Origin of the sequence: Kitasatospora sp. NPDC098652 (assembly GCF_044760155.1) — a bacterium.
Lineage (GTDB): Bacteria > Actinomycetota > Actinomycetes > Streptomycetales > Streptomycetaceae > Kitasatospora.
Window position 1 is genome coordinate 602,297 of record NZ_JBIWAQ010000002.1, and the last position, 13,518, is coordinate 615,814.

At 71.7% G+C, this 13,518-nt stretch carries 14 protein-coding genes and 1 pseudogene; 7 read left to right on the forward strand and 8 right to left on the reverse strand.

Annotated elements, in window-relative coordinates; all coding sequences use genetic code 11:
• Positions 1-116: 116 nt before the first annotated feature.
• Positions 117-671: a hypothetical protein gene (locus ACIQWA_RS06510; protein WP_402478910.1), complete on the reverse strand. Its 555-nt coding sequence runs from the start codon at positions 669-671 to the stop codon at positions 117-119.
• A 277-nt stretch (positions 672-948) separates the two neighbouring features.
• Here ACIQWA_RS06510 and ACIQWA_RS06515 point away from each other — a divergent pair, with 277 nt between their 5' ends.
• On the forward strand, positions 949-2,598 hold the full coding sequence (locus ACIQWA_RS06515; protein WP_402478913.1) for a zinc-ribbon domain-containing protein: 1,650 nt from the start codon (positions 949-951) through the stop codon (positions 2,596-2,598).
• Between the two features lie 287 nt (positions 2,599-2,885).
• Here ACIQWA_RS06515 and ACIQWA_RS06520 read toward each other — a convergent pair whose 3' ends face one another.
• From ACIQWA_RS06520 to ACIQWA_RS06535, 4 genes are all read right to left on the reverse strand, one after another.
• Positions 2,886-5,054 (reverse strand): MMPL family transporter, encoded by a 2,169-nt coding sequence (locus ACIQWA_RS06520; protein WP_402478914.1) that lies wholly within the window; start codon positions 5,052-5,054, stop codon positions 2,886-2,888.
• Between the two features lie 106 nt (positions 5,055-5,160).
• Positions 5,161-5,550: a DUF302 domain-containing protein gene (locus ACIQWA_RS06525; protein ID WP_402478917.1), complete on the reverse strand. Its 390-nt coding sequence runs from the start codon at positions 5,548-5,550 to the stop codon at positions 5,161-5,163.
• Between the two features lie 34 nt (positions 5,551-5,584).
• On the reverse strand, positions 5,585-5,890 hold the full coding sequence (locus ACIQWA_RS06530) for a rhodanese-like domain-containing protein (protein WP_402478919.1): 306 nt from the start codon (positions 5,888-5,890) through the stop codon (positions 5,585-5,587).
• Between the two features lie 203 nt (positions 5,891-6,093).
• Positions 6,094-6,360 (reverse strand): metal-sensitive transcriptional regulator, encoded by a 267-nt coding sequence (locus ACIQWA_RS06535; RefSeq protein WP_371478917.1) that lies wholly within the window; start codon positions 6,358-6,360, stop codon positions 6,094-6,096.
• A gap of 135 nt (positions 6,361-6,495) precedes the next feature.
• On the opposite strand from ACIQWA_RS06535, the gene ACIQWA_RS06540 reads away from it, so the two are divergent.
• Both ACIQWA_RS06540 and trxA read left to right on the forward strand, forming a co-directional pair.
• A complete protein-coding gene (locus ACIQWA_RS06540; protein WP_402478921.1) occupies positions 6,496-7,014 on the forward strand; it encodes an OsmC family protein in 519 nt (172 codons plus the stop codon).
• Positions 7,015-7,071: 57 nt separating this feature from the next.
• A complete protein-coding gene (trxA, locus tag ACIQWA_RS06545) occupies positions 7,072-7,434 on the forward strand; it encodes a thioredoxin (RefSeq protein WP_402478924.1) in 363 nt (120 codons plus the stop codon).
• 160 nt (positions 7,435-7,594) lie between these two features.
• Here trxA and ACIQWA_RS06550 read toward each other — a convergent pair whose 3' ends face one another.
• The 3 genes from ACIQWA_RS06550 to ACIQWA_RS06560 form a co-directional block, all read right to left on the reverse strand.
• On the reverse strand, positions 7,595-7,786 hold the full coding sequence (locus ACIQWA_RS06550) for a hypothetical protein (RefSeq protein ID WP_402478926.1): 192 nt from the start codon (positions 7,784-7,786) through the stop codon (positions 7,595-7,597).
• A 122-nt stretch (positions 7,787-7,908) separates the two neighbouring features.
• Positions 7,909-8,538, reverse strand: a complete 630-nt coding sequence (locus ACIQWA_RS06555; RefSeq protein WP_402479697.1) for an OsmC family protein — start codon at positions 8,536-8,538, stop codon at positions 7,909-7,911.
• A 91-nt stretch (positions 8,539-8,629) separates the two neighbouring features.
• Entirely contained in the window at positions 8,630-10,012 is a 1,383-nt protein-coding gene (locus ACIQWA_RS06560) for a rhodanese-like domain-containing protein (RefSeq protein WP_402478929.1), read from the reverse strand.
• A 230-nt stretch (positions 10,013-10,242) separates the two neighbouring features.
• Between ACIQWA_RS06560 and ACIQWA_RS06565 the strand changes: the two genes are divergently transcribed.
• From ACIQWA_RS06565 to ACIQWA_RS06580, 4 genes and pseudogenes are all read left to right on the forward strand, one after another.
• Positions 10,243-10,608, forward strand: a complete 366-nt coding sequence (locus ACIQWA_RS06565) for a rhodanese-like domain-containing protein (RefSeq protein WP_402478932.1) — start codon at positions 10,243-10,245, stop codon at positions 10,606-10,608.
• Positions 10,605-11,390: a sulfite exporter TauE/SafE family protein gene (locus tag ACIQWA_RS06570; RefSeq protein ID WP_402478934.1), complete on the forward strand. Its 786-nt coding sequence runs from the start codon at positions 10,605-10,607 to the stop codon at positions 11,388-11,390. Before ACIQWA_RS06565 ends, ACIQWA_RS06570 begins: the two co-directional genes overlap by 4 nt.
• 72 nt (positions 11,391-11,462) lie before the next feature.
• Positions 11,463-12,026: a rhodanese-like domain-containing protein gene (locus ACIQWA_RS06575; RefSeq protein WP_402478937.1), complete on the forward strand. Its 564-nt coding sequence runs from the start codon at positions 11,463-11,465 to the stop codon at positions 12,024-12,026.
• A gap of 68 nt (positions 12,027-12,094) precedes the next feature.
• A pseudogene (locus ACIQWA_RS06580) lies at positions 12,095-13,468 on the forward strand (aminotransferase class V-fold PLP-dependent enzyme); the annotation flags it as partial.
• Positions 13,469-13,518: the final 50 nt, after the last annotated feature.

Below are 13,518 nucleotides of genomic sequence, written 5' to 3' on the forward strand. Positions count from 1 at the left end.
TAAATGAGGGCACCGACAAGGTCAGCCGAGAACGCTGTTCCCACATGCGTCCTGCGAACGACGGCAAGCGGCTCGGTCTGACCGGCGTTCTCCTGTCCGCCTGGACGGCGTCTGGGTCATTCCCCCGCGGCGAGCCAGCGCAGGCGCCCGTCCTTGGGAGAGCTCCGGCAGGTGAGGGCCAGGCCGTTCGAGGAGGTTGCGGTGGCGCCGGCCTCGCGGCACTTGCGGTGGGGTTCGTTGCAGCTTCCCTTCTTCTTGCCGGGTATCTGGGCGCAGTTCTCGGTGTCGTGCGCTTCCTTGCCCTCAGGGGAGAGGTTGTCGTAGTTACTCCCGTCGTGCCGCCCAGGGGAGTCTCCGTCCGGGCCTTCCGTCTCTGTCGGCTTCCCTGTCGCGCTGCCCCTGGTGGGTGCTGGAGCGGCGCCGGCCAGAGGCGCGGTCGGCGAGGACGTCCGGGCCGGGGCCGGCGGAGTGGAAGCCGCCATCGGCACGGGCGACAGCGACGGGACTGACAACGGCAGTGCGGATGACGAGGCCGCCACGGAGGGCGGGTTCGGCGCAGCGTCGGGTGACAGGCCGGTGCCGCAGGCCGTGGCCATGCCGAGGAGCGCACCCGCGACGGACAGCACTGTGCCCCTCGGCACGGAGCACTTTTTGATCATGAAGCGGGGCATCGGGTCAGTGTAGGCAGTCGGTGATCTTGGCCGATCGCGGTACCCGCCATGGTGGGGAGAAACCAAGGATCGTAGACGTACCGCACAGGCCCCGTCCCGGGGAACAGCACGTGACCATGAAAGAATCCCGCAGGTGAGCCCTATATCGCCCGGGAAGCCGGTTCAGCTGTGTTCGGATCCTGGTTGTTCGCAGCCGACCGCGTACCGGACGCGTTCGCGCGATGCCTGGTGCGACGATCACATCACCGGCATCCTCCGCGTCGGCGGACTGGAGCCGTTGGAGCCGTTCGCCAAGCCGACGGCGTGGCGCCTGACCCGGTGCCTGACGTGCGGCTGCGAGGCCCACTACCGCTTCGAGTACACCCTCTCCAAGAACGCGGAGAACGAGGCGACCTGCCGAGCGTGCTACTGGCGCCAGTGGGCGCAGGACGAACGACGGCGCCACGGCTCGTACGCGGATCTGACGCCGGTCCCCGCGGCTGAGGCCAGGGAGCACGCGGAGAAGCACGGCTACGACTACCTGGCAGCACTGACCGACCCGTCGTACCACGACGACCCTCATCACGTCCGGTGCCGGTACTGCAACCACCTCGCCGCCGAACGGATGGGGGACATCGCGTTCGGCTGCCGGTGCCAGACCAACCCGAGCCGCGCACGACAGACGCCCAACCCGCCCGGGCAGAAGCAGCGGGCCCTGCTCAAGGACTCCGGGCTCCCCGTCCTCGACTGGTGGGACCACGGGACGAGCGACCTCGCACAGTGGGAGACCGTCACCGTCACAGCCCGCCGGGAGGCGGCCTGGCGCTGCCCCGACTGCGGCCTGCAGTTCACCGCCCGGGTCCACGACATGATCCACCGGGCGACGTGCCCGACGTGCGAACCAAAACGCCGCGCCGAATGGCAGGCGGAGTACGAGCGCTACCAGGTGACGCCGGTCTCCGAGGTACCCGAACTGCTCGCGGCGTGGGCCGACGACGAGGACCCCCGGACCGTCCCGGTCGCCGGGTACGGCCGGTTGCACCGGTTCCGTTGTCCGAGCGGGCACCACCCGCGGGTGTCGCCGTACACCTACCTCCGGTCGGGCTGCCCCTCCCGCCGGAGCCAGGAGACGCGCACCGCCGGTCTGGACGCCGTCGAAGCCGATCCGGCCCCGTTCAGGATCAGCCCGGAGATCGCCTCCCAGTGGCACCCGAGCCGCAACGGCCGCATCAGCCTGGCCAAGCTCTCCCCCAAGTCCCGCAGAACGGTGTGGTGGCAGGACCCCGATTGCGGCCACGAGTGGCAGGACACGCCGGACCAGCGGGACAAGGGGCAGCGCCTGCGCTGCCCCGAGTGCCGTACGATCCTCGACTCGCTCGCCTTCCACTTCCCGGAACTCGCCGCCGAGTGGTCGTCGGTGAACCCGCTCTCCGCCTGGCACGTGCGTCCCAGCGGGCAGACGGCCTTCGTCCCGACGTGGGTCTGCACCACGGACCCCGAGCATGTGTGGCAGGCGCCCCTGGCCTCCCGCGCCGTCGGTAGCGGATGCCCCGAGTGCAGGGAACACGGCAAGTCCCAGATCGAACTCGCCCACCACGAGGCCGCGGAGCGCGCCTTCGGCAGGGCGTCGTCCGGTCAGGCCGCACGTTCTGACGCGTTCGTCCGGCGCAGCGTCTGGCACGTCGACATCACGGTCGAGCTCATCGGCGGCCGGAGGCTCGCCGTGGAGTACGACGGCTCCTACTGGCACGCGGACAAGACCGATGTCGACGAGGAGAAGTCCCGTGACCTGCTGGCCGCGGGGTACCTCGTTGCGCGACTGCGCGAGCATCCGTTGCCCGCGCTGCCGATCGACGACCCCGGGTACGCCGAGTTCACCGTCCACTCGACCGTCCCCGATCCGGAGGGTGTGATCGAGCGCGTGAAGCGGTGGGTGTCCGAACACTGAATCATGGACTCTCCTGTGACGGCAGAAGGTGCAACCCCGGTCCAGGCCCATGTCCCATTCCCGGGAGCTCCGGCACGGCCCGACCCGTCTCCACCGGCCGATGCTCGGCCGCAGGTGCGGCTGGGCACCATGTGGACGTGCAGTTCCGCCCAGTTGCTCCGCCCATTCGCCCATTGGCTTGCAGCCCGAACGTCGATGGCCCGAACGAGCCCACCTGACGAGACAACAGGACCGCCGGTGGCGGAGGCGCCGGACTGCGCTCCCGCCACCGACAGTCGGTGTCCAGGTCAGCCGTGGGAGAAGGTGACCTTCGGCAGGACCCGGTCGAGCCAGGCCGGGGTGTGCCAGGCCGCCCGGCCGGTCAGCCGGAGGATGACCGGGAGCAGGACGAGGCGGACCAGTGCGGCGTCGAGCAGGACGGCGACCCCGAGGACGATGCCCATCTCCTTGGGCGGCAGCGGCCCGGAGATCGCGAAGGTGAAGAAGACCGCGACCATGACGCCGGCGGCCGCGAAGATCACCCGGCCGGAGTGCGCGAGCGCGCCGACCATCGCCTCCTTCGGGTCGCCGCTGCGCTCGTAGTGCTCCTTGGCGGAGGCGAGCAGGAAGACGGTGTAGTCCATCGCGATGGCGAAGATCATCGCGAAGAAGAACACCGGCGCCCAGCCGTCCAGGAAGCCCTGCGACGTGAAGCCGAGCAGGCCCGCGCCGTGGCCGTCCTGGAAGACCAGCCGGGCGACGCCGAACGCCGCCCCGGTGGAGAGCAGACTCGCGGCGGTGCCGAGCGCGGAGATCAGCGGCGCGCGCAACGCGATCAGCAGCAGCAGGAAGCCCAGGGCCATCACCACACCGATGACCAGCGGGGTCTTCTGGGTCAGCAGGTGCTGCAGGTCGAGGTTCTCCACCGCCGCGCCGCCCACCAGGGTGCCGTGCGGGAGTTCGGCCCGCAGCGTGTTCACGGTGGAGCCGAGCTGCGGGCTGGACGGGTCGACGGAGGGCACGGCCTGGATCATCGACCAGCCGGAGCCGTCGGCGGCGCTCTGGGCGGGCATCACGCCCGCGATACCGGGCGTGTGGGCGATCTGCGCGCCGACGGCGGCGGCCTGCCCGCTGGGGGTGATGATCTGCAGGGTGCCGGGGGCGCCGGGGCCGAAGGCCTGCTGGACGGCGGTGTAGCCGGCGCGGGCGCTGTCGTGGGCGGGGATGACGGTGATGGACGGCATCGCGGTGCGCAGTCCGACGACCGGTGCGGCGAGCGCGATGAGAGCGGCAAGGGCGAGAGCGCCGTAGCGCAGCGGGTGCTTCCAGAGGCGTTCGCCCCAGGCGGCGAAGCGCGGGGAGCGGTGTTCGCCGGTCTTCACCCAGGGCAGGGCGAGGGCGTCGACGCGGTGGCCGAGCTTGCCGAGGACGGCGGGCAGCAGGGTGAGGGTGGCGGCGAGGACGAACAGCACGGCGAGCATGATGCCGCCGGCCATCGAGCGGAACGCCGGGGACGGGACCAGCATCACGGCGGACAGGCTGACCAACACCGTCGCACCGGACAGCAGCACCGCCTTTCCTGCAGTGTCCATGGTCTCCGCCACCGCCTCGGCGCTGGACAGCGAGCGGCCCATGCGGGCGCTGCGGAAGCGGACCACCATGAAGAGGGCGTAGTCGATGCCGAGGGCGAGGGCGAACATCATGGCGAAGTTCATCGCCCAGATGGAGACCGGGAACAGGTGGCTGATCAGCACGAGCGAACCGGCGGACGCGGCGAGCCCGGCCATGGTGAGCAGCAGCGGCAGTCCGGCGGCGACCAGGGAGCCGAAGGCGAGGACCAGGATGGCCAGCGTGACCGGCCAGGACATGATCTCGGACTTCATCATGGCGTCGTGGTTGGCCTTGTTGAAGTCGCTCCACAGCACGGAGGCGCCGGTGGCGTGGACGTTGATTCCGTCGCCCGAGAGGGCGTTCAGCGGGCCTTTGAGGTCGTCGGCGGCGCGGACCATGTCGTCGGGGTTGGCCTTGGCGCCGGCGAGCAGGATGGCGGTGCGGCCGTCCTGGCTGATGGTGGTGCCAGGCTGGGGCGGGACGACGGTGGAGATCCGGGGGTCGGCGGTGGCGACGGCTTCGGCCTTGCCGATGACCTGCTGGACGGCGGGTTCGGTGACCGGGCGGTCGGCGGCGACGACGATCTGCAGGGCGCTGGAGGCGTTGCCCGCGAAGTGCTGTTCGGCGACCTGCCTGACCTTCACGGACTCGGAGCCGTTGGCCTGCCAGCCGGCGCCGGACAGCGCGGTGGTGACCTGGGGTGCGAAGGCGCCGAGTCCGATCACGACCAGCAGCCATCCCACGAGTACGGCCTTGAAGTGCTCGGCCGACCAGGCGCCCAGGCGGCCTAGGAGGCCGGCTCGGCCCGGAGTTCCGGGCGGCGGCGCGGTGGGGGGCTGGGCGAGGGAGGTGTCCGGGTGGTTCACGGGGGGGGTGCTCCGTTCCGAGGGCGGCCCGGCGGGCTCGCTATACGGGTAGGGGTATATGGGAATCCGGGAAAAGGGCCCGCGGGAGCGGGCCCGGGATGGGCGGTCAGCCGGCGAGGACGTCCAGCGCGGCGCGCAGCCGACCGGCGGCCTCGTCGGCCACGGCTTCGAGCGCCGGCCGCTCGGTGACCCGCACCATCAGTTGCGGGTCCATCACCTCGACGACGGTGCGTCCGTCGGCCGCACGCACCACCACATTGCACGGCAGCAGCAGTCCGATGCGCCGGTCGACCTGGAGGGCGCGGTGGGCCAGCGTCGGATTGCAGGCCCCGAGGATGACGTACTCCTCGATCTCCTCGCCGAGTTTGGCCCGCAGGGTGGCCTGGACGTCGATCTCGGTGAGGATGCCGAAGCCCTGCTCGGCGAGCGCGGCCCGCACCCGCTCGACCGCTTCGTCGAAGGGCAGGTCGAGGGTGAGGGGAATGCCGTAGTCCATGGGGTGCTCCGATCGTGGCGTGAGGTCAGGGGGATCAGGTGGCGAGATCGCGGCCGGAGAGCGACCACTCCGAGGTCCCGCCCCGTACGGAGGCGGCGTCGAATCCGGCGCGGCCGAGCAGTTCGGCTCCGATCCGGCTCCGGCTGCCGGAAGCGCAGATCACCATGACGGCGCGGTCGCGAGGCAGTTCGGCGGGGCTTCCCGCGAGCATCCCCAGCGGGACCCAGCGGGCGCCGGGCACATGTCCCGCGGCGAACTCGAAGGCCTCGCGCACGTCGAGCACCAGCGCACCGCGAGTCCGTGCGGCGGCGAACGCCTCGATTTCGACTTCCCGAACCACGGTCCACCTCCCATGAATACCCCTAGGGGTATGTAACAGAGTACGTCAACGCCCAAACGGAGATCTGCATTCCACTGCAGGCCACCGGGCGTGTCGCACGCCCTCGCGGTCCGGCCGCAGGCCCCGACCCGCCCGCAGGGGAGGGAGCCCAGCAGGGCACGGGACCGCGCCGCACGGGGCGCCGCCGATGGGCGGGCGCGATGTCAGGCCAGGGCGAGGAAGAGCTTTTCGAGTTCGGCCTCACTCATCGGAGGCGTGTCGCCGTCGGCAGCGGCCATGCACTGGCGCATGCCACTGGCCACGATCTTGAATCCGGCCCGGTCGAGAGCGCGGGAGACCGCGGCCAACTGGGTCACGATGTCCTTGCACTCGCGCCCGGCCTCGATCATCGCGATGACGCCGGCGAGCTGACCCTGCGCGCGGCGAAGGCGGTTGAGGACCGCGCCGACCGCGTCGTCGTCGACCTGCATGTGCGCACCTCCAGAGTGTCGTTCTCCCACGAGTTTACCCCGTGGGGTATATATCGGCGCAGAGCAGGGATCAAGGGCCCTCCCGGCAGGGCCGGTCGACTCTGGCCCGTCGCCCGGCACCGATCTCCACTGGAAATGGACCCGACCGCCATCGGCCGCTTCGCGGCCCGCCGACAGGAGCAGACCGTGACCCCGCCCGCGCAGCACACCTCACCCACCAACTCCGGCGCAACACTCCCTCCTGGCCGGATCCGGATCGAGCACCTGACCGGAGACCGCTACGAAATCGCGCTTCGCGGCCACCGCCTCGTCGTGGACCAGCCGGTCGAGGACGGCGGCCAGGACGCCGGCCCCACCCCGACCGAACTGTTCGCCGCTTCGCTCGCCTCGTGCGTGGCGTTCTACGCCGGCCGTTACCTGACCCGGCACGGTGTCAATCCGAAAGGGCTGCGAGTGGACTCCCATTTCACGATGGCCACCGACCGCCCCGCCCGGGTCGCCGAGGTGGCCCTCACCGTGGAGCCGCCGAAGGGCCTGGACCCTGCCCGGTACGACGCACTGCTCGCCGTCGCCTCGCACTGCACCGTCCACAACACGCTCCACCAGGCTCCCGCCGTCCGCATCGAGGTGGATCGAACCGACGGGGCGGAATAGCCGACCGCACTCCACTGCTCAAATACCCATGGGGGTATCTACGAGAGGAGATCGGCCATGGCCACTGTCGAGCTGACCGAGAAGAACTTCAACGAGATCGCCGGCGGCGAGGGCATCGTGCTCGTGGACTTCTGGGCCGCGTGGTGCGGTCCGTGCCGGATGTTCGCACCCGTCTTCGAGCGCGTGTCGCACAAGCACCCGGACATCGTGTTCGGCAAGATCGACACCCAGACGCAGCAGCAGCTCGCCGCCTCCTTCCGAATCTCCTCGATCCCGACCCTGATGGCGGTGCGCGACGGCATCGTCCTCTACGCCCAGCCCGGTGCGCTGCCAGAGGCCGCTCTGGAGGACGTGATCCGCCAGGTCCGCGCCGTGGACATGGACGACGTTCGTCAGCGGATCGAGGCATCCCCCGCGTAGCCCACGAGCCCGCCGGACGAACCGAGCGCTGCCGGAAAAGCACGTTGCACCGACCGGCTTCGCAACGGACCGATGGGCGCAGGCCGCCGGGCCGCATCATGCGTGGGGCGGGTGATGCGGCCCGGCGGCCTGCGTCGTGAGGCCTGCTGCGGCGTGCTGGTCACGGCTGCTCGTTGATGGCCGCGACGAGCACAGCCGCTTCGTCCGGCTCGGTGTCGATGCCGCCGGGTGGCTCCTTCTGCAACGCCCCGCCTTTGCGCGCCCCGGCGGCGTACCGGTGCGCCTGGGCGATGGTGGAGTCCGCGGCGACGTCCCACGTGATGAGGCCTGTCGCATCGGCCGCTGCCTGCAACAGCTGGAGGGTCCGCTTCCAGGCCCCGTCGCACTGCAAGCGCCGACTCAGGTCGTGGGCTCGGCCCCAAGACCCCACCCCTCCGGCATGTCCCGCCACGGTGCACCGGTCCACCCCCTCCGTCAGCGCAGGTCGACCATGACCTTCGGCGGGTGCCGGAGGGTGTTGGTGACCGCGCACCGGGTGAGGGCGTCGCGCAGCGCTGCGTGCCGCTGCGGGTCGAGGCCGGGCGGTAGAGCCAGGACCAGGCGCAGGGAGGTGATCCTGGCGGGCTGGTCGTCGAGTTCGTCGTAGTGGGCGGTGACGCGCAGGGTGTCGCGCGGGAGGCCCCGGCCTTCCAGGAACCGGGCGGCGCGTTCGGCTGCGCAGGTTGCCGCGGATGCCACCAATTGCTCCACAGGCGTGGGTGCCAAGGCGCGACCTCCGGCGGTGAGCAGGTGCCGGCCATTTGCGGTCGCGACCCAGCCGTGGGGGCCGGCACGGAAAACCTCGACCACCCCCTGGGCGGCCATGGGTGACGACTCACCCTCGGCACGGGCCGCTTGGTCGAGCAGGCGCTGGGCGAGTTCACGCGCCTCGGCCGGACTGAGTCCGGCCCAGATGCGGGAGGTTCCGCCGGTCTCGGGCCCCACATCCAGAGTGACCCGGCCGATCCGGACGGAAGGGCCGTCAACTTTCAGCTGGCCTACGTCGATCCGCCGCCCGCCGGCGGTGAAGAGCGGCTCCGCCGCCTGAACGTTTACGTTCGCCATCACTCCCACAACCCTTCCATAAATACCCCTGCGGGTATCTATGGAAGCGGTCGAGCGCCGGTGGGTATTCCTTCCGGACCAGGGGCCGGGTTCAGCCGACGGGCCGGCGGGCGGCTGCCCACGCCGCGTAGCCGCCGAGGAGGTCGGACACGTCGCCGTAGCCGCGGTGGCGCAGCAGGCTGGCGGCGATGGAGGAGCGGTGGCCGCCGGCGCAGTGCAGGACGAGCGGGCGGTCTGCTGGGATCTCGTCCAGGCGGCCGGGCAGTTCGTTGAGGGCGATGTGCACGGAACCCTCGACGGCTCCTTCGGCGCGCTCGCCGCAGGTGCGGACGTCGATGACGAGCGGCGGCAGGTCGGCGGCGAGGGCGGCGCGCAGCTGTTCGACGGTGAGGCGGCTTGCGGGGGTGAGGTCGTCGGCGAACGCGGCGAGGGCGCTCTCCGCGTCGGCGAGGTGGCCGGCGGTGCGGTCGAAGCCGATGCGGGCGAGGCGGGTCACCACTTCCTGCCCCTGTCCGTCCGGTGTCACGATGAGGATCTCGGCGTCCGGCGCCAGGACGGCGCCGGCCTGTTCGGCGAAGCGGCCGTCGGCGGGGACGTTGACGGAGCCGCGCAGGTGTCCGGCGGCGAACTCCTGTGGACTGCGGGCGTCGACGACGACCGCTCCGGCTGCGCGGTGGGCGCGGAACTCCTCTTCGGTGAGCGGGCGGTGGGCCTGCGTGGTGTCGTAGAGGGCGCGGTCCTGGCGGTTGAGGGTGGCGTCGTAGCCGAAGTAGCCGGGTGCGGTGGACTGGCCGGCGGTGACGATGGCGACGAAGTCGTCCTCGCTCATCGGTGCGCAGGCGTAGTTGGTGGCGCGCTGTGCACCGATGGTGGACTGGCGTTCGGTGGAGAGGTTCTTGCCGCAGGAGGAGCCGGCACCGTGCGCGGGGAAGACGCGGACCTCGTCCGGCAGCGACATCAGCTTGTGCTGGACACTGTGGTGGAGCATCCGGCCGAGCTCCTCGGCCGTCACGCCGACGGAGGCCAGCAGGTCGGGGCGGCCGACGTCGCCGATGAACAGGGCGTCGCCGGTCAGGACGCCGTAGGGCACGGCGTCCTCGGTGCACTCGTACACGAGGACGCTGATCGACTCGGGGGTGTGGCCGGGGGTCTCCATGATCTGCAGGGTGACCTCGCCCAGGCTGATCCGCTCGCCGTCGGCGAGGTGGCGGATCGGGTACTCGGTCTGCGCGCGCTGCCCGTAGCCGATCCAGGCGCCGGTGCGGGCCGCCAGTTCCAGGTGGCCGGCCAGGAAGTCGGCGTGGAAGTGGGTGTTGATCACGGCCTCGATCGTGAAGCCGTGCCCCTCGGCGTCCGCGACGTACTCGTCGATGTCGCGCCGCGGGTCAGCCACCACCGCGCGGCCGGTGGTCTCGTCGGCGACGAGGTACGAGGCCTGGGAGAGGCAGTCGAGGTAGTACTGGGCGAAGAACACGTGGATCGCTCCTGTTCCTGACGCATGGCAGCTCGGCCCGAGGCGGCCGAATCGAGCCGCCCGTGTGAGCCGGAAAAATACGGGGTGGGGTATCCCTTACTCTCAAAGATACCCCCATGGGTATTATCGAAAGCAAGGGGCGCCGTTCACGGGCCGCCATTCGCCACCACCAGGGCGTCACCGGCGCCGGTGCGCCGCTTCCACCGACTCGCAACCATCGGAGGCCAGCCATGCTCTCGACCCACCAGTCACCCGCCCCGCCGCAGGCCACCCCGGCCGAGGCCGAGCGGATGGTCTCGACCGGCCGGGCGGTCCTCGTCGACGTCCGCGAGCAGGAGGAGTACGCCGCCGGCCGATCGCCCTCCGCACTCTGGGTGCCGCTCGGCGTCCTCGACGCCGGTGGCGATCTGCCGCCCGACGCGGCGGGACGGACGGTGCTGGCGATCTGCCGCTCGGGCAACCGTTCGCAGTACGCCGTCGCCCTGCTCACGGCGCGCGGCGTCACCGCCGTCAACGTGGCAGGCGGGATGAGGGCGTGGGCCGACGCCGGGCTCCCCGTCGTCACCGCACACGGCACCGGCGGTCAGGTCATATGACCGCGCTCGTTCTCGCCCTGATCGCCGGTGCCGTCGTGGGCCTGGCCCTCGGCGGCCTCGGCGGAGGCGGCAGCATGCTCGCCGTCCCCGCCCTGATCTACCTGCTCGGCTTCTCCCCCGCCCACGCCGGCACCGCCAGCCTCCTCATCGTCGCCGCCACCTCGCTCACCGGACTCCTCGCCCACGCCAGGGCAGGCCGCGTGCGCTGGCGTACCGGCCTGCTGTTCGCCGCGGCCGGCCTTCCCCTGGCCGCCGCCACGGGGGCGCTGTCCGCCCACCTGCCCGCCACTCTGCTCACCGTCGCGTTCGCGGTGCTGGCATCGTTCGCCGCCTGGCGCATGCTCGCCTCCGCCCGCAAGCCCAAGGACGCCGCCCGGCACCGCCCCGACGCCGCGGGGCCCGACCGACCCGCCGAGAGCCGCCCCGCACGCTCCGCGGCCGCCGGCGCCGGCCTCGGGGCGGTCACCGGCCTGCTGGGCGTGGGCGGCGGCTTCCTCGCCGTCCCCGCCCTCGTCTCCGTCCTCGCCTTCACCATGGCCGAGGCCGTCGGCACCAGCCTGCTGGTCATCAGCGCCAACTCCCTGGCCGCCCTGGTCCCACGCATCGGCACGACCGGCTCGCTCGACTGGGCCGTGATCGCCCCGTTCACCGCCGCCGCCATCCTCGGCGCCTGGGACGGCAAACGCCTGGCCGACCGCTTCAGCGGCCGCACCCTCCAGAGGTCGTTCGCCGTCGCGCTGCTCGCCGTCGCCGCGCTGATGATCATCGACGCGCTCCGCTGACCCCCACACACCACTCCCGGACGCCCCGCACCCGCCGACGCCCCCGCTCCCCCACCGGAAGGACCCCACCCCATGGCAACGCCCCTGACCGTCGAGCAGCTCCGCCCCCGTCTCGGGCAGCTCACCGTCATCGACGTTCGCTCCCCCGGCGAGTACGCCGGCGGCCACATCCCCGGCGCCCACAACATCCCCCTCGACCAGCTCGACCGGGCCATGCCCGCCCTGCGCGCAGCCGCCGAACACAGCGCGATCGCCGTCGTCTGCGCCTCCGGTGCCCGCTCCCAGTCCGCATGCGAAAAGCTCGCCGCCACCGGCATCACCGCCCACACCCTCGTCGGCGGCACCTCCGCATGGGCCCAGAGCGGCCACCCCCTCAACCGCCCCGAAGGCGCACGCGCCGTCTGGGCCATGGACCGCCAGGTCCGCTTCGCCGCAGGTTCCCTCGTCGTCCTCGGCGTCCTCGCCGACCTGGCGCTCCCCGGCGCCCGCTGGTTCTCCGCCGCCGTCGGAGCAGGCCTCGCCTTCGCCGCGATCACCAACACCTGCGCCATGGGCGCCATGCTCGGTAAACTCCCCTACAACCGCCCCCGCACCGGCACCCCCGACCTCGACACCACCCTCGCCACCCTCCGCTGACCGCCCGCCGCCAGGCACACCACACCGGCGCGCCCGGAACACCGGCGGAACCACGTGGGATGGCCACGATGGGCTGCGCGGGAGGGCCGTCCGGCTCTGGCGTGCCGGGATCCGCTGCGGGATGCTGGCAGTCGACGGAGTTCTCCGGGACCACGCCGACCGGTCCCGGCCACCCCGGACAGGAGGCCGACGTGAGCACCACCACCGCGTCGGGCGAGCGGTCCACGTCCGCCGCCTCGCCGTCACCTCTGCTGGAGCGCATCCGCGCGGGCATCATCGGCGAGGGCGAGGTCCTGGACGGCCCCTACGGACCGCGCCGGGTCACCTACGCCGACTACACCGCCTCCGGCCGCTCCCTCGACTTCATCGAGGACTTCATCCGCGACGCCGTCCTCCCCCGCTACGCCAACACCCACACCGAGAGCTCCGGCACCGGCCTGCAGACGACCCGGCTGCGCGAGGACGCCCGCCGGATGATCCGAGACTGCGTCGGCGGCACCGACGACCACCTGGTGATCTTCTGCGGGTCCGGAGCCACGGCCGCCGTCAACAAGCTCGTCGGCATCCTGGAACTCCGCCGGCCGACCGGCCCCGCCGAACGCCACCGGCCGGGCGGGCCTCTCCCGCTCGCCGAGCGGCCGGTGGTCTTCGTCGGGCCGTACGAGCATCACTCCAACGAACTGCCCTGGCGTGAGACCGTCGCCGACGTAGTGCCCATCGGCGAGGACGCCGACGGGCACCTCGACCTCGCCGACCTCGCGGCCCAGCTCGTCCGCTTCGCCGACCGGCCGCTGCGGATCGGCAGCTTCTCCGCCGCCTCCAACGTTACCGGCATCCTCACCGACACCGACCGCACGGCCCGCCTCCTGCACGACCACGGAGCGCTGTCCTTCTGGGACTACGCCGCGGCAGCACCGTACGTACCCATTCGCGCGGCCGAAAGTTCCCCGGGCCGGGGCGACGGCAAGGACGCACTGTTCATGTCCCCGCACAAGTTCCCGGGCGGCCCCCAGACCCCCGGTGTGCTGGTCGTCCGACGGGAGCTGGTCCGCAACCCGGTGCCCACCGCGCCCGGCGGCGGCACAGTGCTGTTCGTGGACCCCACGAGCCACCGGTACCTCGACGACCCGGTCGCCCGCGAGGAGGGCGGCACACCCGCCATCGTCGAATCCATCCGCGCCGGGCTGGTCTTCGGCCTCAAACAGGCCGTCGGCGCCGACCTGATCCAGGCCCGCGAGGAACGGATGTGGCACGCCGCCCTCGACCGGTGGGAGCGCAACCCGCGCATCGACGTCCTCGGCAGCCACCGCGCCCGCAGGCTGTCCATCGTCTCCTTCCGGATCCGGCACGGCCGCCGGTTCCTGCACCACAACTTCGTGGTCGCCGTCCTCAACGACCTCTTCGGCATCCAGTCACGCGGCGGCTGCTCCTGCGCAGGCCCCTACGGCCACCGCCTGCTCGCGATCGACACACCGCACTCACATGCCTTCCG

Excerpts from the sequence above, each read along its gene's own strand:
- ACIQWA_RS06555 (WP_402479697.1), bottom strand. The coding sequence starts at position 8,538 with ATGGCGAACGTAAACGTTCAGGCGGCGGAGCCGCTCTTCACCGCCGGC.
- ACIQWA_RS06525 (WP_402478917.1), bottom strand. The coding sequence starts at position 5,550 with ATGGACTACGGCATTCCCCTCACCCTCGACCTGCCCTTCGACGAAGCG.
- ACIQWA_RS06540 (WP_402478921.1), top strand. The coding sequence starts at position 6,496 with ATGGACCCGACCGCCATCGGCCGCTTCGCGGCCCGCCGACAGGAGCAG.
- ACIQWA_RS06535 (WP_371478917.1), bottom strand. The coding sequence starts at position 6,360 with ATGCAGGTCGACGACGACGCGGTCGGCGCGGTCCTCAACCGCCTTCGC.
- ACIQWA_RS06510 (WP_402478910.1), bottom strand. The coding sequence starts at position 671 with ATGCCCCGCTTCATGATCAAAAAGTGCTCCGTGCCGAGGGGCACAGTG.
- ACIQWA_RS06565 (WP_402478932.1), top strand. The coding sequence starts at position 10,243 with ATGCTCTCGACCCACCAGTCACCCGCCCCGCCGCAGGCCACCCCGGCC.
- ACIQWA_RS06570 (WP_402478934.1), top strand. The coding sequence starts at position 10,605 with ATGACCGCGCTCGTTCTCGCCCTGATCGCCGGTGCCGTCGTGGGCCTG.
- trxA (WP_402478924.1), top strand. The coding sequence starts at position 7,072 with ATGGCCACTGTCGAGCTGACCGAGAAGAACTTCAACGAGATCGCCGGC.
- ACIQWA_RS06575 (WP_402478937.1), top strand. The coding sequence starts at position 11,463 with ATGGCAACGCCCCTGACCGTCGAGCAGCTCCGCCCCCGTCTCGGGCAG.